14 protein-coding genes and 1 other RNA gene are annotated in these 19,348 nt (G+C 38.3%); 9 read left to right on the top strand and 6 right to left on the bottom strand.

The window, feature by feature from the left end:
* Positions 1-119 precede the first annotated feature (119 nt).
* The 4 genes from aroA (at position 120) to OC25_RS16890 (ending at position 4,166) form a co-directional block, all read left to right on the top strand.
* Positions 120-1,409: a 3-phosphoshikimate 1-carboxyvinyltransferase gene (gene aroA, locus OC25_RS16875; protein ID WP_039478419.1), complete on the top strand. Its 1,290-nt coding sequence runs from the start codon at positions 120-122 to the stop codon at positions 1,407-1,409.
* Between the two features lie 168 nt (positions 1,410-1,577).
* Positions 1,578-2,675 (top strand): chorismate synthase, encoded by a 1,098-nt coding sequence (aroC, locus tag OC25_RS16880; RefSeq protein ID WP_039478421.1) that lies wholly within the window; start codon positions 1,578-1,580, stop codon positions 2,673-2,675.
* A gap of 5 nt (positions 2,676-2,680) precedes the next feature.
* A complete protein-coding gene (locus tag OC25_RS16885; protein ID WP_245222034.1) occupies positions 2,681-3,292 on the top strand; it encodes a DUF1684 domain-containing protein in 612 nt (203 codons plus the stop codon).
* A 121-nt stretch (positions 3,293-3,413) separates the two neighbouring features.
* Complete coding sequence (locus tag OC25_RS16890) at positions 3,414-4,166, top strand: LytR/AlgR family response regulator transcription factor (protein WP_039478425.1); 753 nt, start codon at positions 3,414-3,416, stop codon at positions 4,164-4,166.
* Here OC25_RS16890 and OC25_RS16895 read toward each other — a convergent pair whose 3' ends face one another.
* Positions 4,167-6,482: a tetratricopeptide repeat-containing sensor histidine kinase gene (locus tag OC25_RS16895; protein ID WP_039478427.1), complete on the bottom strand. Its 2,316-nt coding sequence runs from the start codon at positions 6,480-6,482 to the stop codon at positions 4,167-4,169. It abuts the gene before it with no gap.
* 280 nt (positions 6,483-6,762) lie between these two features.
* Entirely contained in the window at positions 6,763-9,183 is a 2,421-nt protein-coding gene (locus tag OC25_RS16900) for an alpha-ketoacid dehydrogenase subunit alpha/beta (RefSeq protein WP_039478430.1), read from the bottom strand.
* Between the two features lie 170 nt (positions 9,184-9,353).
* On the opposite strand from OC25_RS16900, the gene OC25_RS16905 reads away from it, so the two are divergent.
* The 3 genes from OC25_RS16905 to ssrA all read left to right on the top strand — a co-directional run bounded on the left by OC25_RS16905 (position 9,354) and on the right by ssrA (position 11,760).
* Positions 9,354-9,746 carry a DUF1573 domain-containing protein gene (locus OC25_RS16905; RefSeq protein ID WP_039478431.1) on the top strand — a complete coding sequence of 131 codons (393 nt, stop codon included), beginning with the start codon at positions 9,354-9,356 and terminating at the stop codon, positions 9,744-9,746.
* Positions 9,747-9,808: 62 nt separating this feature from the next.
* Positions 9,809-11,008, top strand: coding sequence for a pyridoxal phosphate-dependent aminotransferase (locus OC25_RS16910; protein WP_039478432.1), 1,200 nt, complete (start codon positions 9,809-9,811; stop codon positions 11,006-11,008).
* A 384-nt stretch (positions 11,009-11,392) separates the two neighbouring features.
* Positions 11,393-11,760: a transfer-messenger RNA gene (gene ssrA / locus OC25_RS27370) on the top strand.
* A 96-nt stretch (positions 11,761-11,856) separates the two neighbouring features.
* Here the strand turns inward: ssrA and OC25_RS16915 are convergent.
* Together OC25_RS16915 and OC25_RS16920 are read right to left on the bottom strand one after the other, a co-directional pair.
* Positions 11,857-12,591 (bottom strand): caspase family protein, encoded by a 735-nt coding sequence (locus tag OC25_RS16915; protein ID WP_039478434.1) that lies wholly within the window; start codon positions 12,589-12,591, stop codon positions 11,857-11,859.
* A 1-nt stretch (position 12,592) separates the two neighbouring features.
* Positions 12,593-13,060: a hypothetical protein gene (locus tag OC25_RS16920; protein WP_039478436.1), complete on the bottom strand. Its 468-nt coding sequence runs from the start codon at positions 13,058-13,060 to the stop codon at positions 12,593-12,595.
* A gap of 670 nt (positions 13,061-13,730) precedes the next feature.
* Between OC25_RS16920 and OC25_RS16925 the strand changes: the two genes are divergently transcribed.
* Positions 13,731-14,186, top strand: a complete 456-nt coding sequence (locus OC25_RS16925; RefSeq protein WP_039478438.1) for a hypothetical protein — start codon at positions 13,731-13,733, stop codon at positions 14,184-14,186.
* A 28-nt stretch (positions 14,187-14,214) separates the two neighbouring features.
* A complete protein-coding gene (locus OC25_RS16930) occupies positions 14,215-14,625 on the top strand; it encodes a hypothetical protein (RefSeq protein ID WP_039478439.1) in 411 nt (136 codons plus the stop codon).
* An 818-nt stretch (positions 14,626-15,443) separates the two neighbouring features.
* Here OC25_RS16930 and OC25_RS16935 read toward each other — a convergent pair.
* Positions 15,444-17,792 carry a PDZ domain-containing protein gene (locus OC25_RS16935; protein WP_039478442.1) on the bottom strand — a complete coding sequence of 783 codons (2,349 nt, stop codon included), beginning with the start codon at positions 17,790-17,792 and terminating at the stop codon, positions 15,444-15,446.
* Between the two features lie 102 nt (positions 17,793-17,894).
* A complete protein-coding gene (locus OC25_RS16940) occupies positions 17,895-19,340 on the bottom strand; it encodes a RagB/SusD family nutrient uptake outer membrane protein (protein WP_039478445.1) in 1,446 nt (481 codons plus the stop codon).
* Between the last annotated feature and the right edge of the window lie 8 nt (positions 19,341-19,348).

Genomic DNA, 19,348 nt, shown 5'->3' on the forward strand with positions numbered 1-19,348 from the left:
CGGCGTCTGACAGCGATGTCATCCTGAGCTTGTCGAAGGAATGTGACGATTAACAATATATAATGAAGTGTCAGATGTTTCCATCTGACACTTACATTTGAGCATAAAACAGAACTAAAATGTCAAAAAATGCCTTAGTTTCTTTTAAAGGAACCAAGAATATTAACACGGAAATCCAATTAACAGGCTCTAAAAGCGAATGCAACAGGGCGTTAATTATAAGCGCTTTAAGCAAGAAACTGGTTAAAGTAGAAAATCTTTCCAATGCGGCCGATACGGTAACATTAAATGGTATTCTAAGTAAGTTGGGAGTTGAGGGTAGTGAGTTGGAAGGAGATGCTAAACCGAAAACTGCAAACTCCGAACTGGTTGATGTAGGACCTGCAGGTACTGCAATGCGTTTTCTTTCGGCTTATCTTTCGGCAAAAAACGGTAATTTCCTGTTAACCGGAACCGAGCGTATGAAACAACGCCCAATCGGTATTCTGGCCGAAGCGCTTAAAAAAATCGGTGCAAACATTTCTTATGCAGAAAACGAGGGTTTTCCCCCACTAAATATTATCGGTCCATTGGATCAGAAAACTGCCCAGGTAAAAATTAAAGGCGATATCAGCAGTCAGTACATTTCTGCCTTGTTGATGATCGCTCCTGTACTACCTCAAGGCTTAACATTAGAAATTGAGGGCGAACTTACTTCTAAGCCTTATGTAGATATGACTTTAGATATGCTTGCAGAAGTGGGTATTGCACACAGCTGGAACGGAAATTCAATCTCTATTGAACCGCAGGCTTTTAAGCCAGGCACTTTGGTTGTTGAACCGGATTGGAGTGCTGCATCTTACTGGTACAGCATTGCTGCATTAGCCGATGAAGCCGAAATCAGCCTACCGGCTTTAAAAGATAAAAGCTTGCAGGGCGATAGCCAGATCCAGAAAATCATGAAAATTTTTGGCATCGCAACCAGCAAAACAGAAAAAGGGATTTCGATCAGCAACCTGGGCTTATCTTTAGATACCAATCAGGTGTTAGACCTTAAAACCTGCCCGGATTTGGCACAAACCATTGTGGTTATTGCAGCTGCATTGGGCAAAAACATGGCTTTTACAGGCTTAGAGACCTTAAAAATCAAAGAAACCGACCGTATTGCCGCATTACAAAACGAACTGGCTAAAATCGGTGTTACTTTAACAGAAGATAACCTGGTTTATACTTTAAATACCGACAACCTTCATTTCCCTGATAAAATTACCATTGCAACCTACGAGGACCACCGTATGGCAATGGCCTTTGCTCCACTTGCCCTACTCATCAACGAAGTTGAAATTGAGGAAATGCAGGTTGTAGAAAAATCTTATCCGTATTACTGGGAGGATTTGAAAAAGGCGGGATTCGAGATACAGGAGATTTGAGAAGTGAGATGTGAGACGGTAGATATGAGATAATAGACAGAGAAAATTCTTATATCTCAACGCTAACAGCTGGAGTAAAATAATTAACCTTAAAAAATTGAAGTTTAGACATGATAACCGGGATATTTCTCCTGCTTCATATCTAACTTCTAACATCTAAAATAAAATATGGCAGGTAACTCTTTCGGACAACTTTTTCGCATCACTACCTTTGGCGAATCTCATGGCGTAGCTATTGGTGTAATTATCGATGGCTGTCCGGCACAATTGGATATTGATATGGATTTTATCCAGTCAGAACTGGATAAACGCAGACCCGGTCAGTCGAAAATTACAACGCAAAGAAAAGAAAGCGATACCGTTCAGGTGTTATCGGGTATTTTTGAAGGAAAAAGTACCGGAACGCCAATTGCCTTGCTTATTCCAAACGAAGACCAGCGCTCTAAAGATTATGGCCACAATGTTGATGTGTATCGTCCGAGCCATGCCGACTATGTTTACGATGCCAAATACGGTATCCGCGATCACCGTGGCGGAGGCCGTTCATCGGCGCGCGAAACTGCTGCCCGCGTAGCCGCAGGTGCAATTGCCAAGCTATTCTTAAAACAACAAGGCATTGAGATATTTGCACATGTAACTGCAGTAGGAACCATTGAAGCTCCAAATCTGGAAAGCAACGATTTATCTGCTTTACTTCAAATCAGGGAAGAAAATATTGTACGTTGTGCCGATCCCGCCACTGCACACGAAATGGTCGAATTTATTGATGCTGTACGCAAAGATGGAGATACTGTTGGCGGAAAGATCAGTTGTGTGGTAAAAGGCTGCCCTGCCGGATTAGGAGAACCTGTTTTTGATAAGTTACATGCCGATTTAGGCAAAGCCATGTTAAGCATTAATGCCGTTCATGGTTTTGAGTATGGCTCTGGCTTTGCAGGCAGCGAATTAAGAGGTTCGCAGCATAACGATATCCCTCAGCCTAAAGCAGCCGACTCGAAAGTATTTAAAACCACTACCAATTATGCGGGTGGTATTTTAGGTGGCATTTCGAACGGGATGGATATTACTTTTAAAGTGGCTTTTAAACCTGTTGCCACCATTATGCACAACCAGCAAACCATTAATGCCGCCGGCGAAGCTGCCGAAATTAAAGGTAAAGGCCGTCACGATCCTTGTGTGGTACCTCGCGCTGTTGTTATTGTAGAAGCTATGGCTGCTTTGGTTTTGGCCGATCAGTTTTTAAGAAATAAAGTAAGTACCTTATAAATCCTATGATGAGATTCCTGCCTGTTCTACTCGTTTTTATCAGTATAAATGCCTTTGCACAAAGCTATTCAGCAAAAATCGCAAAGCACAGGGAAGCGTACAAACAGGATTTTATTACCGACAGCCGATCTCCATTAAAGAAAAAAGATCTCGAAAATCTTCATTTCTACGATGCAGACAGTACTTATAAAGTTTTGGCTGATGTAACACTGCTGCAAAACGAAAAAGTTTTCAAAATGCCGACCTACGATGGCACCAGCAGCGATTATTACCGGTATGCACATGTGAATTTCAGCTTAAATGGTAAAAAACTACAAATGACTTTATACAAAAGTGTTGCGCTATCGGCCAACCCGGTGTACAAAGATCATCTGTTTTTGCCTTTTACCGATGAAACCAATGGCAAAATCACTTATGGAGGTGGCAGGTATATTGATTTGGATAGCAAAGCAATTACAAACAACCAGATTGAAATAGATTTTAACAAGGCGTACAATCCGTATTGTGCTTATAGCGAGGGCTATCGTTGTCCGGTTCCACCCCAAGAAAACGACTTACAACTGGCGGTAGCAGCAGGCGAAAAGTTATACACCGGCGAAAAGAAACACCGCAAATAGTTCCCGATCGGGGATTGATAAAAAATTAAGGGGATTTACACAATAATTCACATTTTCAATTAAATTTGAAACATTAAGTGTAAATCCCTTGTTCTCTAACTAAATTAAGTACTATCCCTAAATGACCTACAACTGCCTAATTGTTGATGACAACGAAATAGAAAGAGATGCAATTGAAATGCACCTTAAAAAAATCCCTTCATTAAACATTTTAGCAGTTTGTAGTAACGGAATCGAGGCCTCACAAATCCTGGCTTCAACCAAGGTTGACATTGTTTATTCGGACATTGACATGCCTGAGCTTTCGGGGATGGATTTGATGAAAAGCCTTAAAAAACAGCCTTTATTTATATTTATTACTTCATATAGCGAGTATGCTGCCGAAAGTTTTAACCTCGATGCTTTAGATTTTATTGTAAAGCCGGCTACCTTTGAGCGCATACTTAAAGCCACCAATAAGGCTATTGAATACCTTGAACTTAAAAAACTGGTTGGAAAGGAAACTTCTCAGGATGAACAACCTGTTGGAGAAGAAGATGATCACTTCTTTTTCAGGGAAACCAAAGGCATTACCAAATTAAAGTATGATGATGTGATTTACATCGAAAGTATGGGCGATTTTTCGAAGCTGTTTACCAGCACCGATAAGCACGTAATTTTAGTTAGCCTGAAGAACCTGGAGAAACAATTGCCGGCTAAACTTTTTGCCCGCGTGCACAAGCAGTATATCATTAACGTTAACCACATTGCTACCTTAACCAATCACGAGGTACATTTAGATCACAATTTTACCGTACCCATCAGTGCAACTAACAGACAGGAACTGTTAGAAAAATCGATTGATAAGAAAATCCTTTCGCGTTTTTTAAAGTAGTTATCTACCGAGTAAAATCTTAAAGTAACTCCCTCCTGCCACATTAACACCGGCAGTAATTTTACCGTTCATGAGGGCGATAAATGTTCTGCATAGCAACAAACCCAATCCTGTACCTTTTTCTTTATTGGTGCCCGGCGTACTTAGCCCGCCACCAAGATAACCTGGTTTATTAAAATGATCGATTTGAACCGGGGTTAAGCCAATACCATTATCAGCAATTTTAATTTCCAGGTGGTTGGATCCATTAACCGAGCTTACCTCAATTGCTCCTCCATTTGGGGTAAATTTAATGGCATTATTCACCAGGTTTCGGATTACCAGGCTAAGCATATTGGCATCGGCCAAACAAGTGATTCCGTCAGGAATTACGTTTTGCAATTTCAGCTCCTTTTCATTGGCCTGATCCTGTAGCGAACCAAGCACCTCGTTTACCAGGCTTTGAATATCCAGTGTTTCTAAACAAGGATTAAAACCATGCATCTGGCTGGCAGCCCAATTGAGCAGGTTTTCCATCATGGTAGAAGTATAGGTCAAATTGTTTTTCAGCGATGCTGCGTAACGGTTTAACTTCTCCTGTTCAATGTTTCCACCCTCCAGCAGTTGCATAAACGAAATAAGCGAATTAACAGGGGTACGCATATCATGGCTCACCACACTAAAAATGCGGTCTTTCACCTTACTCAACTGCTCCAGTTCGCGTTTTTGCGTATTGATAATTTTATTAAGCCTGGTTGTTTTGCGCTGGTTAAAATAAATTACCACAGCGATAATCAGAATTAAGGTAATGGCAATGGTAAGCAGTAATTTTACACGTTCATCAAGCTTAATCTGCTGACGCTGCTTATTAATTTCCTTGTCTTTTACTTCGGCAGCCATTTGTGCCTGGAATTTAACTTTTTCAAATTTGCTTTCCTGCGCCAAACGCTGGAAATCCAGATCGGCCTTTGCCTTTTGAAAGGTAAGTAAATCCAAGGCCTTTTCCTTATCGCTCAGGGCCAGCTGCTGCCGCTTTAACACCAATTCCTGTTGCTGCCTTTTCAGTTCACCTTCGGTAATTTTTTGTTTGAGCAGGTAATCGCGTTCCTTAACACTAAAATCGAGCTGCATTTGCCTCCTGGTAATCTCCTTTTCCTTTTCCTTGTCGAAAATTTGATCTCTTGCGCCGATATACTGTCTGTAATAAGCCAATGCCTTGTTGTAATCTTTCTTTTTTTCGTAAACTGCACTTAAGCCCAAACACGATTCTTTCTCGATATCGAGCAACCGGTTTTCTTCGGCAATTTTTAAGCTGTGGTTAAGTAAAACAATGGCATTGCCCAAATCATTTTCTTTTTGGTAATAGTTACCCAGCGCATATAAACTGGAGGCATAACTTTCCTGATCTTCGCCATCCCTGCTCAGTTCTACCGATTTCTGGTAAGATTTTAAAGCTTGTTCCTGCTGCCCTACCGAACTATATAAATCGGCCAGATTACGTTTAACACTGGCTATCAAACCTGTATCTTCTATTGCTTCCGATACCTTTAAAGACTTATTGTAATACTCCAGTGCCAATTTTATCTTTTGGTCAGGTGAAACATTCATTTCCGTTAATTCACGGTCTGAAGCTTCGAAATAATTGCTGCCAATTAAACCATAAACAACGGCTACCCCGCGTGAATTTTCGCCTTCCTGGGCAAATACTTTTAAGGCCATTTTAAGATAAACCAGCGCCTGACTCTGGTTGCCCAAACTTTGATAAATGCCCGAAATATTGGTATAGCAACTTGCCATATCGGTCTCGTTACCCAGTTTCTGGTAAATGGTAATCGCTTTCTGGTTCACCTCCAAAGCTTTAACATAATCGGGTATACTGCCATATAAAGCACCCAGATTAAGATAGGTACCGGCGGTCATATCCAAATTGCCTACAGCGGTAAATTCAGTAACGGCAATCAGGTAATTCTCTTCAGCTTTTTGGTAATTAGACCTGCCATGGTACATTAAAGCCCTTCGGTAATAAGCCATCGCCGAAAATTTCTTCATGTTTTTTTCGTGCGAAAGCTGAATACTTTTATTGAGGAATTCTTCGGCTTTATCTACATTTTTCATCCGCATGTACTGGCGGTAAATCTCAGTCAGGATTTTTATTTTAGATGAATCGGTCTTCAGATTTCTTTCGTTCAGATATAAAAGACTGTCGAGCTTTTTTTGTGAAGCATTGGTTTGCGCAAAGCCTTTTAAGCCCAGAAATAAAAACAAAGTAAATGCAATACCTATCTTACAGAAATAAGCTTTATTTATCAACCAGCTGAAAACAAGACTTTTACTCATCCTAAAATAAAAACTATTGATTATTTATTAGGGATAAACAAAAAACTTGCATCATGCAGCAATCTCCAATGGGGATGACTTGGAACATACTGAAATAACAAAAAATAGGGTTTGGTATATAAATGTATGTAAAAATCTGATCATTTGGGTAATCAAATGTTTACGCTGTAGCTAAAAACGCAGCCTGTTTATGTCGAACAAGAACACAAAACACCCATAATTAAATGATTAACAATCACTTAACAGAAGACGCTCCTCTAAAACAAATTAATCAACAGCCTTAAAAAAGTGCGGGATATTTATTCGGATTAGCGTCGTGCATCATCTGGTATATGGTTTCGATTACATCATCAACCGAAGGTTTGCTAAAATAATCGCCATCCGAACCAAACGGTGGACGGTGTGCTTTGGCCGATAAGGTTTTAGGTTGTCCATCCAGATGGAAATAACCTTTTTGTTCTTCGAGCACTTTTTGCAGGATATAAGCCGAAGCACCTCCTGGTACATCTTCATCTACCACCAATAATTTATTGGTTTTAGCCAGTGAGCTTACACAAACCTGGCTGTTATCGAAAGGCAAAAGGGTTTGCGGGTCAATAATTTCTACAGAAATGCCCAACAATGCCAGTTCTTCAGCAGCTTCCTGTACAATTTTTAAACACGATCCGTATGAAATTACGGTAATGTCAGTACCTTCTTCCAAAATCTCAGCTTTACCCAACGGCACGGTAAATTCGCCGACGTTAACCGGTAATTTTTCTTTCAGGCGGTAGCCGTTTAAGCATTCGATTACCACCGCAGGTTCATCGGCCCTGAACAAAGTGTTGTACATCCCTGCAGCCTGAGTCATGTTGCGTGGTACGCAAAGGTGCATTCCCCTTAAAGAGCTTAGCAACATGGCAATAGGCGAACCAGAGTGCCAGATGCCTTCGAGCCTGTGGCCACGGGTACGCACAATTACAGGGGCTTTCTGAATGCCTTTTGTACGATATGAAAGCGATGCTAAATCATCGCTTAATACGTTTAAGGCAAATATTAAATAATCTAAATATTGGATTTCGGCTATTGGTTTTAAACCACGTAACGCCAGGCCTATACCCTGCCCCATAATGGTCATTTCCCTGATGCCGGTATCGGTAATTCTCAATTCGCCATATTTGGCCTGCAAACCTGCAAAACCCTGGTTCACATCGCCTATATTGCCTAAATCTTCGCCAAAAGCTACCAAACGCTGGTCGCGGGCAAAGTTTTCGTTAAAACAGGCGTTAAGTACTTCACGGCCGTCAATCATTTTAGAAAACTCATCATACACCGCATCCACCACCGGAATCATATCCGGGCTTTCCATGCCATCGGTATGCAGTTTAGAGTTATAGCGATCGTAATTAAGCGACTCTTGCTTTTTGTACCAGGTTAAAAGTGCGTCACGCTCGGGTGAAGTAACTTTTGTTGATAAGCGGATTGCCTTACGCGCAGCGGCAAATACTTCCCTGCGCTGTGCATCTGCTGTAGCAGCCAATGTAGCTGCAATTTTAGCCAGCTCGGGTTGGTGTTTGGCCATATCACTCACTAAATCAACAACCTGTTTTTGCTCAGGTCTGATACTATCTAAAAATTCGTTCCAGGCCTCTTTTTGGGCATTCCGCACAAAAACCTTAGCTTCCTTTTCAATCTCCAGAATTTCTTCTTCAGTGGCCACTGCCGAATCGAGCATCCATCCACGCATTTTAAGGATACAATCGTGCTCAGTTTCCCAACTCAGTCGTTCTTTCGATTTATACCTTTCGTGCGAACCTGAAGTAGAATGCCCCTGTGGCTGCGTAAGCTCGGTAACATGAATTAAAACCGGTACGTGCTCATCGCGGCAAACCTTGATGGCTTTCTCATAAACTTCGCAAAGGGCAGGATAATCCCAGCCTTTTACTTTATAAATTTCGTATCCCGGATTCTCCGAATCACGTTGAAATCCTTTTAAAACTTCAGAAATATCTTCTTTGGTAGTTTGATACTTTGCAGGTACAGAAATACCGTAAGCATCATCCCAGATCGAGATGGCCATGGGTACCTGCAGTACGCCCGCAGCATTAATAGCTTCAAAAAACACCCCTTCTGATGTAGAAGCATTGCCAATAGTACCAAAAGCCACTTCGTTTCCGTTAACCGAAAAGTGCTTTAAATAATCGAGTTCTTTATTCTCCCTGAATAATTTAGAGGCATAAGCCAAACCCACTAAACGGGCCATTTGACCGCCTGTTGGAGAAATATCAGATGAGCAGTTTTTAATTTGCGTTAAATCGTTCCAGCTACCATCTTCGTTAATAGACTGGGTTGCAAAGTGACAGTTCATTTGCCTGCCACCCGAAAAAGGATCGGCTCCTTTAGCCGGATTGGCATAAAGCTGTGCAAAGAATTCTTTAATTGTTGAAATACCGGTTGCAAAAGCAAAGGTTTGATCGCGGTAATAGCCCGAACGCCAATCTCCGTTCTTAAATGCTTTCGCCATCGCCACCTGAGGTACTTCCTTACCATCGCCAAAAATGCCAAATTTAGCCTTGCCAGTTAACACTTCCCTTCGTCCTAAAATACTGGCCTGCCTGCTCTCAACCGCTATTCTGTAGTCGTTTATCACGATTGATTTAAAATCGTTAAAACTCAGTTCAGCAGCGTCAATAGCATTGGTAATCAATTTTTCATTCTGCATAGTAATCAAAGATTGGTTGCGGCAAATATAGACAAAATTAAAAGTTTGCCTTTATCCTCTTATGTAAAATTATATATGGAATTGGAAAATATAATTGGAATAGTTTTTGTTTTAATTTGAAAACATTAAATTTGTTTGAGTAATTTAAAAATAAAATATACCCACATAACATGAAAAAGATCTTAGTATTATTCGCTTTTGTATTAGGTTTTGGTATTGTAGCAAACGCACAAACTAAACCTGCTGAATTTAAGTTTGAATCGGAAACACATGATTTCGGTAAAATTGTTTTAAACAAACCGGTAACTTACGATTTTAAATACACCAACGTTGGCGAAGAGCCGTTAATTATCAGCAAAGCTGAAGCAAGTTGCGGTTGTACAGTGCCTAAATACACTTCAACCCCACTTAAAAAAGGTGAAACAGGTGTAATTTCAGTAACTTTCAACGCTGCAGCTGGACCATCTTCTTTCTCTAAAGCAGTAACCATTACTTCGAATGCTAAAACACCGGTTAAAGTGCTTTACATTAAAGGCGAAACTGTTGCACCGGCTTCAAAGTAATTTTAAAATGATATTATTTTAAAAAGTCCCGATTTTCATCGGGACTTTTTTATTTTTGTGCCATGCCAAAAATTTCACAAAAAGGCGTGCAGATGCCTGCATCGCCCATTAGAAAGTTAACTCCATTTGCTGATCAAGCTAAAAAAGATGGTAAAAAGGTTTACCATTTAAATATTGGCCAGCCTGATATTGAAACACCTGAAGGGATGTTGAATGCCATTAAAAACATTGATTTTAATGTTTGGGCCTATACACCATCAGAAGGTACCCTCGCCTACCGTTTAAAACTTACCGAATACTACAACAAACTGGGCTATAACATTAGCCCCGAAAATATACTGGTAACTGTTGGTGGCTCAGAAGCCATTACCATTGCCATGCAAACCTGCGTTAATGAAGGTGATGAAATTATCATTCCAGAGCCCTTTTACGCCAATTATAATGGTTTTGCTTGCATGAGTAATGTAGTGGTAAAACCTATTTTATCGTATATCGAAAATGGTTTTGCTTTGCCTCCAATTGCAGAATTTGAGAAGCTGATTACCGAAAAAACCAAGGCAATTATCATTTGCAACCCGAATAACCCAACCGGTTATTTATATTCGAGAGAAGAGCTTGAAGCTTTAAAAACCCTTTGCGTAAAATACGATTTGTTCTTATTCTCAGACGAGGCTTATCGCGAATTCTGTTATGATGGCAGGGAGTTTATTTCGCCAATGCATTTAGATGGCCTGGATGAAAACGTGGTAATTATGGATACTGTTTCTAAACGTTACAGTGCCTGTGGAGCACGTTTAGGTTGTTTAATTACTAAAAACAAGGAAGTAATTGCTTCGGGATTAAAATTTGCACAAGCCAGGTTAAGTCCGGGTATGGTTGAGCAAATTGCCGGTGCAGCTGCAGTTGATACGCCAGACAGTTACTTTGAAAAGGTAAATACTGAATATACTTTACGCCGTGATACCTTGGTAGAACGCTTAAACAGCATTGAAGGTGTTTACTGCCCTAACCCGGGTGGTGCATTTTATGTGGTGGCCAAATTCCCGATTGATGATGCAGATAAATTCTGCCAATGGATTTTAGAAAAATTTAGTCACAACAACCAAACGGTGATGATGGCACCAGCCACTGGTTTCTATTCTACACCAGGATCGGGTAAAAACGAGGTACGCATGGCTTATGTGTTAAATACTGATGATTTAAATGCAGCCATGGATTGTTTGGAAATCGCTTTACAACAATACCCTGGTCGAGTTGTTTAATTGTTGAAACTGATTAAATCGGTTAATTGTTAGAAGAACAAAACGGTTAACCGATTTAAACAATTAACCAGTTAATCTTAATTCAGTTGGCAATTGGCAGTTACTAGTGAACAAGTTTGGAGTTTAGAAGGGATGACAGTTAACAGTAACCATTTAACTCTAACGCAGTTTGCAGTTACTAATTAACTAATGACCAATGAACTACTGAACAAGCCGGGAATTTGATGGGGATACAGTTAAACAATTAACCAGTTAACCAATATTTTTGTATATTTGTACCCCGGTTCTGCAATTGATAATTGATAATTGATAATTGATAATTGATAATTGATAATTGATAATTGATAATTGATAATTGTAAACTGAAAACTGAAAACTAAAACTGGGGCCGTTCTTGGATTTGACAGGGTGGCGAAGGTTATGTTAGCATGCAGTGCGTTGTTCGGAGAGCACTTAAAGTGAACGATCACATTTTAATTGGCGAAAATACTTACGCCTTAGCTGCCTAGTTTAGAACTACGCTTAGCTTTTGTCCCTCTAACTGCTGCATTGTTGGGTTAGAACCTGGGGCATCGAAACAACAAAGCTGGCTTTAAGGAGATACGACTTAAAGTGAGATCAAGTATCTAAGGATCTAAATAAGGTCGGTTTTCAGCCCGTTTATTTCCCGAAAATCAATTGAAAAATAAGCATGTAGAAGGTATAATTTATCTCACAACTGGACAAGGGTTCGACTCCCTTCGGCTCCACAAATTTTTAAAAGAATCCGCGAAATTTCAATAATCTCGCGGATTTTCTTTTTTCCCATACAAGATCCCATACAATTCTTCGTAAAAAATATTTATATATTAAATCAGTCTTTTATTTTTAACTGCAAAAGGAAAGTATTTTGTTCTCTTTTCTGGTTCTATAACTGGCACTTGAATTGTATTGAAATTTTGATTTAAATATCCTATAGCTAGATTGTGTACTGTTTTTAAATCAATTGAAAATTCATTACCGTACCGATTTCCCCACTCTTTAGCAATAGCTAGTAGTGATAGTAAATATACACCACCATTCTCACTATCTACAGCTGACTGATCTTCACTCGAAGAATACAGTATACTTAAACCTGCTTCAGCATTTAGAACTTCACTATTAAATAAATTCCTTGTTGATGAGCCAGCGGAAAACATTTTAGTTTCTAATATTGCTTTCGTCATTTCTTCAGATATAAATTTTTCGAATCCTCTGCATGAGTCTGCAATTATTGTTTGTCGTTTAGCATCAGTGATTAACTTTCTAATAGAAATATTGCCATCTGCTACTTCAAAATATTGTAAATTATTATCTAACTGATTTATACATCCATGTCCACTGAAAATAATGAAAGTATAATCAGCACCATTTAAAAATTTTTGAATCGTTTCGTCTATCCTTAATTTAGTTGGATTATTTAAGGATCGAATTTCGCCAGCATACCACTCTCCGCCTAAGTAGCTAGTTAAAAACTTGGTATAATTTTCCTCATCCTTGATCGGCCCTGGTAATTTACCACTATATGTATTATCACAATAAATAATTAATGCTCTTCTTATCATACTAGTTTATAAATTTCTCAATTATTTTTTTTAAGCGTTCATCATAACCATCATTTTCATTTGGAATAGTAGGATTATTCCAACAATCTTTGTGGACCATTATCCATCCTTCAATATTTAAGTGATTATTTATCTTCTTTTCATTAAAATTATAATACTTACACAATCTTTCTAAGTAGTTGAAAATTAGACTACAGTACATCTCATATCGTAAATACTCGTCTTTATCTAAATTTTTATTTTCATTCCAAGTGGAGCAAAAATTTGGATTTTCCAAATAAGGATATTGGATAGCAATTTTTAAAATAGCGTCTAATTGGTCATTTAAGCTTTTTAGTGAATTGTAGCTATTAATTTTTAAAGCAACAGTTGATGCGACTGCACTAGATATTAACGTTGCAATCGCAGCTGCCGTAACTGTTGGGTCAATTGCTGATTTTGCTTCAGCCGATAAAATTAAAAAATTCATATAGCATTAAACATACATAAATAGTTTGAAATTTGTTTTTTTGTTATAAAAATCTTCTTTTTAAATAATTTCTTCAAAGATTTTCGAAATTTTTCTACGATTAAATAATTAATACGTAAAGCTTAAGCAGTGTAATTAACCTCCAAATTGAGCCAAACTATCACAGTTAATGCCTTTAACATCAAAGCCCATATCTTGATATATTTCTTTGTTAGATTGGTTGTAAAACTGGGTTTCTCTTTTAGTTGACAAAGTGTATTCTGGAAGTATTATAGTATTATTAATACATAAATGATTTATGTAGTTTCCCTTTGCGGTGTAAAAATAACCCTTACGCAAAAACTATTACAATTGCAGGCTATCGCTTCATCCATAGAGAGTGGATCAAAGATTCTGCGGTCGCATTGATTTATTTCCTTAATTAAGAAATTACTGAGAAAACCTTTCATGTAAAAATAGTTGTCCTATGAGTCCAAGCAGGTCAATGCAGGTGGTAATTTGATAGGGTTGGTGTAAAAAACAAGAACTTGTTACACATTAATGATTTACACATTGTATTTGTTTCCCATAAATTTATACCTTTGTCCAACGAATTAACACAACTCTTTCGAATTCATAATAATCTGAAAACTATTTAGCTTCGGATTTCGTTATGTATTTGTTTAACAATATGGAGATAACACCACATACAGCTCATAGTCAAAGCTTTGAATTCAGCCTTAAAACAGGAGATGCATATTATAATGATATGATGAGGTTTTTTGGTGACGGATGGGAAGCTAGAGGAATTGATGATAAAGAAAAGTTTGAAAATAAAATCAAGGCTAATGTGAATTACACTATGGGTTTTATCCACGAGCTTATCAAATTCGCTAAGCTTAAAGATATTGAGCTCCTGGGGATTTTTCTAAAAATTGAGAATACCCATTCTCAATCTGTTGTTTTCCTTGTTTCCTTAGAAGACTACGTCAGTGGGAAGCTATTAGACTTTTATAGTCAAATACAAAAAATCGAAAAAAATTCAAGGTCTGGCCTGTACAGAGCCTCTTTTTCCGTTATGTATAAAGATGACGAATTCGAAACCAGCGCATTAGATTGTGACGGTTTTATCAACCTTTTAAGCTAACAATTTTCCTCTCAATTCTAAATTAACCTTGGGCACACCTCCATATACTCAAAAACTTCATGCAGAACATAATTTTCAAGTTTGTCAAGAACTTGTCTCATTTGGAAAAGCTCATGACTGGGTAGTTACCACTGCATTTTATACGGCTTTACACTTTGTTCAGTTTGAAATATTTCCTTTTACCAAAGGAGAACGCACGTATAAAAATTTTGACGATTATTACAATCATCATTTTGTGTCTAAGGAATCTAAGCCTAGCAGGCATAATGCAACAATAAATTTAGCTTACGAAAAATTAGGCAGTGAGATTGGAAGCCGATATAAACAACTGCATGATAGTTGCAGTAAGGCTAGATATATACAATATCGGACTAATCCATTGGTTGCAGAACTATCAGTTACTCAGCTATCGGAAATAAAAGCATTACTTAAAAAGTAAAGCTTAAAAGCCATCGGCATTTTTATTCGTTTAAATATTAAGATGCATATTTCAATGAAACTGTACAGTCCGTTTCGGACCAAACTATCCGCAAATTCTACTGCCGGGCGGTTGCCTAAATTGTTCCTTTCCCTCTGAACAAAAACAGGCCTCGACCTCAAATTTTCTTCCACTAGGAAACACTCTCAATCATCCAGTCCGATGACGGTAGCTCACGCTTTCCTAAAGATCGGCAAAGCATAATCTAAAGAGCAAAGCTAAATATCCCTTCAAAAGAAGCCCTAAAACGCTCAAATCCCATCCGAGGGATCCAAGATCACATCAGATAACATTTAAACTGCTGAGCCCTTTATTTGGCCTGAACTTAAAAAATTAAAAGGAATTGCTGAGAGAAGAAATACTGATCCAAAGATCAGCGCGTACACTTTTGCCGAAATACCCAGATTATGAATTCATCCTTTCGAAGATGTTAATTTACATACGGTATTAAATTTTCGTACACTTACGATAATGAATTTGCATTAAAAAATAGAGGTGAGTTTTTAGGTAGCTAACCAAAAAAAATAATTCAAAATACTGATTATAAAACAATTAAAGAGAAGGTTCGACTCCCTTTCGCTCCACAAAAAAACACCTGTAAACCAACAATTTACAGGCGTTTTCTTTTCCGGTAGCTTTTTAAACTTATCATGCGCTGTAAGCCACTCAATTTGCCTACTTCGCAATTTTAAGTTTAGGGTTATCGAAACATCCGTTTACATAACTACCCCTCACCAGCCTTACTAAAGCTTTATAGATTCCAGGTAATTGCAGTGGTATTAATCTTTAAGTGATACCTCCATCCTTTGTTCTTTTTGATTTCTGATAATAATAATCTGACTATGCCCTTTCCAACGGATTTCGTTATAAATTTTTATTAGTTCGTTAACAGATTTCACTTCATTATTATCCAGTTGTACAACTACATCACCTTTCTTTAAATTATTTTTCTCTGCCACCGAGCCTTTGGTTAATTGCGTAAGTAAAGCACCATTGTTATCTGGAAGCCCGGCTGCAGATCTTTCGCCCAGGGTTTCGATGTTTTTAAACCTGGCCCCCAACCAATCCACTATTGTAGTTTTAATATTATCTGAATTATCATTTAATGGCTTTATAGCAGGCGAAGCAGTCAGTTTTTTTAGTCGGGGATTTGTAACACCAAAATTCATATCAAAATCTTTAAAACCAGTTTTAAACACAGCTGAAGTTTTTTTAAGATGATAGTTACCTGTGTTTGCCTCAACAAAACCTGCCTCGCCTGACAGGCTGTTGGCATCAACATTTAATTTCTGTGTTTTGATTAATGCTTCTTTGCTTAAAAAGAAGTTATGGTCAATCTCTTTTCCCCAGCTTTCCATCAGTATGGGAGCATAGGCAGCAGTTAAAATGTTATTTTTGAAAACATCATCGCTGTTTTTTAGCCAAACGTGTGGATGAAAGGTATTGTTTATAATAATATTGTTAAATACAGTGCGATGATAGCCTTCACGAAGTTTTAAACCACCACTTAAACAAACATTATTATAAATCTGATAATTAGTGCTTCCATCATCAAGATCGATATCCCAACCATGATCACATTGGAAACGATTATTGCGTAAAACAATCGGCGCAATCACATCCAAAAGTTCTATTCCAGGTTTTGCGGCAACAATACTATCTATAATACTTCTTTCTGGCCGCCAATAACGATCTCTGCCCCAGGAATTAAAGGCCCCATGATCTCCGGTTTCAAGCACGGTATCAAAAACATCATTAAATTCGATAATATGTCCGCCCCACGTTCCTTCACTAATATTTATGCCGGCTCTTGGTACATGGTAAATAGTATTGTGGCTGACCAAAATACTGGCAGACATAGATATCTGAACTCCTGCTGATTGTTTCTCTATTGAACCTGTATGATGTATCAGATTATTGATGGCCTGGCAATGCTGGGGATAATCTGCGTTTTTTGGCCCGCGCTCCATATCCATTTGAGCATACGGCACAAAATTTTCATACCTGAAAGCGGGCGAACGTACTGCATTTGGATTACCTACAAATGCAATTCCATTAGCCCCAATGTTATAAATATGGTTGTTACTAATGCGATCTTCTTTATTATAATTACTTAGAAAAACAGCACTTCCGCCTAAATCGTAAAAATTACAGTTATTAATAATACAAGATTCAGTACCTTCCAACAATATTGCTGCTCCACGGTAAATGGCCCAGTCGCTTCTTAAAAGAGGCTCTTTTACCTCCATAAAGCTTCGGGCTGTTTGCACAAAATCGACGCCGGTTATTGTTATGTTTTTAACCGGATTTGCCAATGTTCCTTTAATATGTAAGATATCACTTATCATGGTAAAGGCAAAATCGGCCGTTTGCAGATTAGATCCGACAGGTGGAATCAGGTAAAGCGTTTCTTCTTTTTGATTATAAAACCATTCACCCGGATGGTCCAGTTCTTCGAAAATATTCTCTACATAACGATATTGTGTATGCATTTTGGCCGGACGGTTATTTTGCCATCCACCTTCGTAAAGCAATTTGTCTGTAGCATCCTTTCCGGTAATGCGATAATGGAAATCGCCCCACTCACCCTGGTGTAAAGCATGGATATAACCACCCGTAGGATTAAGCCACTTTCTGCTTCGCTCAATAGAAATTGCATTGGCGGCTGTTCCGTTAAATACTCTTGCAGTGGAATCAAAGTCAGGATATCTTGCCATCGGTAATTTTTTACCATTCATGAATAACTGATCAGGCGCTTTGTTTAACTTTATTTTAGCCGATACCATGTTGTTCTTGTAGGGTTTCCATGACAGTTTAAACTGTCGCGCTCCAGAAATTATTACTTTTTCATTTGCCTTAGCCTTAATTGTAAGCTCGCGCAGAGGAAATTTTTCTGATGTAATTTCAACAGTTTTATCTACCGGATAGGTACCACCATCTATTTCGATAATTACTTTCTTATTTTTGTGAATCATAGCTTTTGCTACGCCTGCTGCAAACGTTTTTACCGGATGGTAAATGGAACCTGCATTGTTATCATTTCCTTTTGTAGAAATGTAAATGGTTTGTGCCTTGCAAGTGCTGCAAACAAACAAAATAGAAACAACTAATAAAAATTGCTTTATCATTTTCCGAGTTTTGTGGGGTTATTTTTTTAACTAAATCTTTTCAATTTCACACAGTAAAAGAACTGGACGAATTATATATTAAATTTTTATTTAATAGCTATTTTATTGGTAAGCAGCATTCTGAGGTATGGAATTATTTAAAATTTCACTATCAGGAATATACCAGTTATAATTATAAGTACCAATTGGATGCACAAGGCTTGCACCTCTCATTGTTTGAATTACATCTATGGTCTGTGTTCGTTTTAAATCAAACCAGGTACTGCCTTCTAAATGAAGCTCCCATTTTCTTTCCATATATACTGCCTTTCTGAATGCCTCTTTTGTAAGGCCGGTAAGATCTGGCACATTAGTAGGATCGGTTTTATTTATTCTTGCCCTCGCTCTTATCTTATTAATATAATCGTATGCTGCAGCTGGGCCATTTAATTCATTTTCTGCTTCTGCAGCAATAAGATACATCTCTGCAAGGCGAATAAATGGAATGCTATAGTTGTTTATAATTCCAGAAGGTGTTGTTCCGGCGTCGATAAAACTGGTGTTTACAAATTTTTGAAAAAAGGGTGCTAAGGTATTTTTCTTCGGACCGATATAACTATCCTGTATTCCCCAGGTTCTGCGTTGATCGCCAACCGGAAAACTATTCATAAATGAACTTGCAGGTTTTAATATGGGCACAAAACCTTCGGCAGTACTAGTCAGGCCTTGCATCGCATTTCCGCCAACATCTACACGAAATAATTGTTCCCAAATACTTTCGGTAGTGTAAGCAGTGTTATGAAATACCTTGGCATACTCGCTTACCAACTGAAATTTACCAGAGTTAATTACCAACAATGCCTTTTCTTTGGCATTTTGAAAATACTGTATCTGTTTGAGGGGATAGCCCGCCATGGTAAGGTAAACCTTGGCCAGTAATGCTGTGGCAACCATTTTATACACCCTGCCTTGTTGAGGTGCATTTTCAGGAAGATTGGCCTCAGCAAATGTCAGGTCTTCCAGAATAAATTTATAAATATCTGCCTGTGCTACCCTGGGGCTTTGTGCTTCAGAATAGTCTGTTAATGGCGTTGTTCGTAATGGCACATCACCATAAAACTGCACCAGTTGAAAATAGGCATAGGCCCTGAGAAACCTCGCTTCAGCAGTAAGAAGTGCTTTTTTATCAGCATTAATCAATGTTGCAGCGGGTATGTAACTTAAAATAAAGTTAGCATTTTTAATAATGGTATAATTATTAGACCATTCGGCTCTTACGCTATAGAAAAAAGGCTGATGATTATTTTCATAGGATGCCTGAGCCTGCTCTGCATTTCCGGGAGCTCCACAGATATCGCTAAACATTTCGCGCATCATCATTGGGTTTTGGGTATATGCTCCCCTAATATTGGTGTATATGCCTAAAACAGCCTGTTCGTAACTATCTGCATTGGTAAAAAATGATGAAGGACTAACAAATGTTTTTGGGTTTTCTTCCAGGCCTTTTTTACAGCTTTGTAAGGCAATAAACAGGATAGCGAAGGTGAATATGATATAGTATTTTTTCATTTCAATTA

Source organism: Pedobacter kyungheensis, assembly GCF_000812965.1.
GTDB classification, from domain to species: Bacteria; Bacteroidota; Bacteroidia; order Sphingobacteriales; family Sphingobacteriaceae; genus Pedobacter; species Pedobacter kyungheensis.

Bases quoted from the DNA above. Each gene is read 5' to 3' on its own strand.
- aroA (WP_039478419.1), top strand. From the start codon at position 120: ATGTCAAAAAATGCCTTAGTTTCTTTTAAAGGAACCAAGAATATTAAC.
- aroC (WP_039478421.1), top strand. From the start codon at position 1,578: ATGGCAGGTAACTCTTTCGGACAACTTTTTCGCATCACTACCTTTGGC.
- OC25_RS16885 (WP_245222034.1), top strand. From the start codon at position 2,681: ATGATGAGATTCCTGCCTGTTCTACTCGTTTTTATCAGTATAAATGCC.
- OC25_RS16890 (WP_039478425.1), top strand. From the start codon at position 3,414: ATGACCTACAACTGCCTAATTGTTGATGACAACGAAATAGAAAGAGAT.
- OC25_RS16895 (WP_039478427.1), bottom strand. From the start codon at position 6,482: ATGAGTAAAAGTCTTGTTTTCAGCTGGTTGATAAATAAAGCTTATTTC.
- OC25_RS16900 (WP_039478430.1), bottom strand. From the start codon at position 9,183: ATGCAGAATGAAAAATTGATTACCAATGCTATTGACGCTGCTGAACTG.
- OC25_RS16905 (WP_039478431.1), top strand. From the start codon at position 9,354: ATGAAAAAGATCTTAGTATTATTCGCTTTTGTATTAGGTTTTGGTATT.
- OC25_RS16910 (WP_039478432.1), top strand. From the start codon at position 9,809: ATGCCAAAAATTTCACAAAAAGGCGTGCAGATGCCTGCATCGCCCATT.
- OC25_RS16915 (WP_039478434.1), bottom strand. From the start codon at position 12,591: ATGATAAGAAGAGCATTAATTATTTATTGTGATAATACATATAGTGGT.
- OC25_RS16920 (WP_039478436.1), bottom strand. From the start codon at position 13,060: ATGAATTTTTTAATTTTATCGGCTGAAGCAAAATCAGCAATTGACCCA.
- OC25_RS16925 (WP_039478438.1), top strand. From the start codon at position 13,731: ATGGAGATAACACCACATACAGCTCATAGTCAAAGCTTTGAATTCAGC.
- OC25_RS16935 (WP_039478442.1), bottom strand. From the start codon at position 17,792: ATGATAAAGCAATTTTTATTAGTTGTTTCTATTTTGTTTGTTTGCAGC.
- OC25_RS16940 (WP_039478445.1), bottom strand. From the start codon at position 19,340: ATGAAAAAATACTATATCATATTCACCTTCGCTATCCTGTTTATTGCC.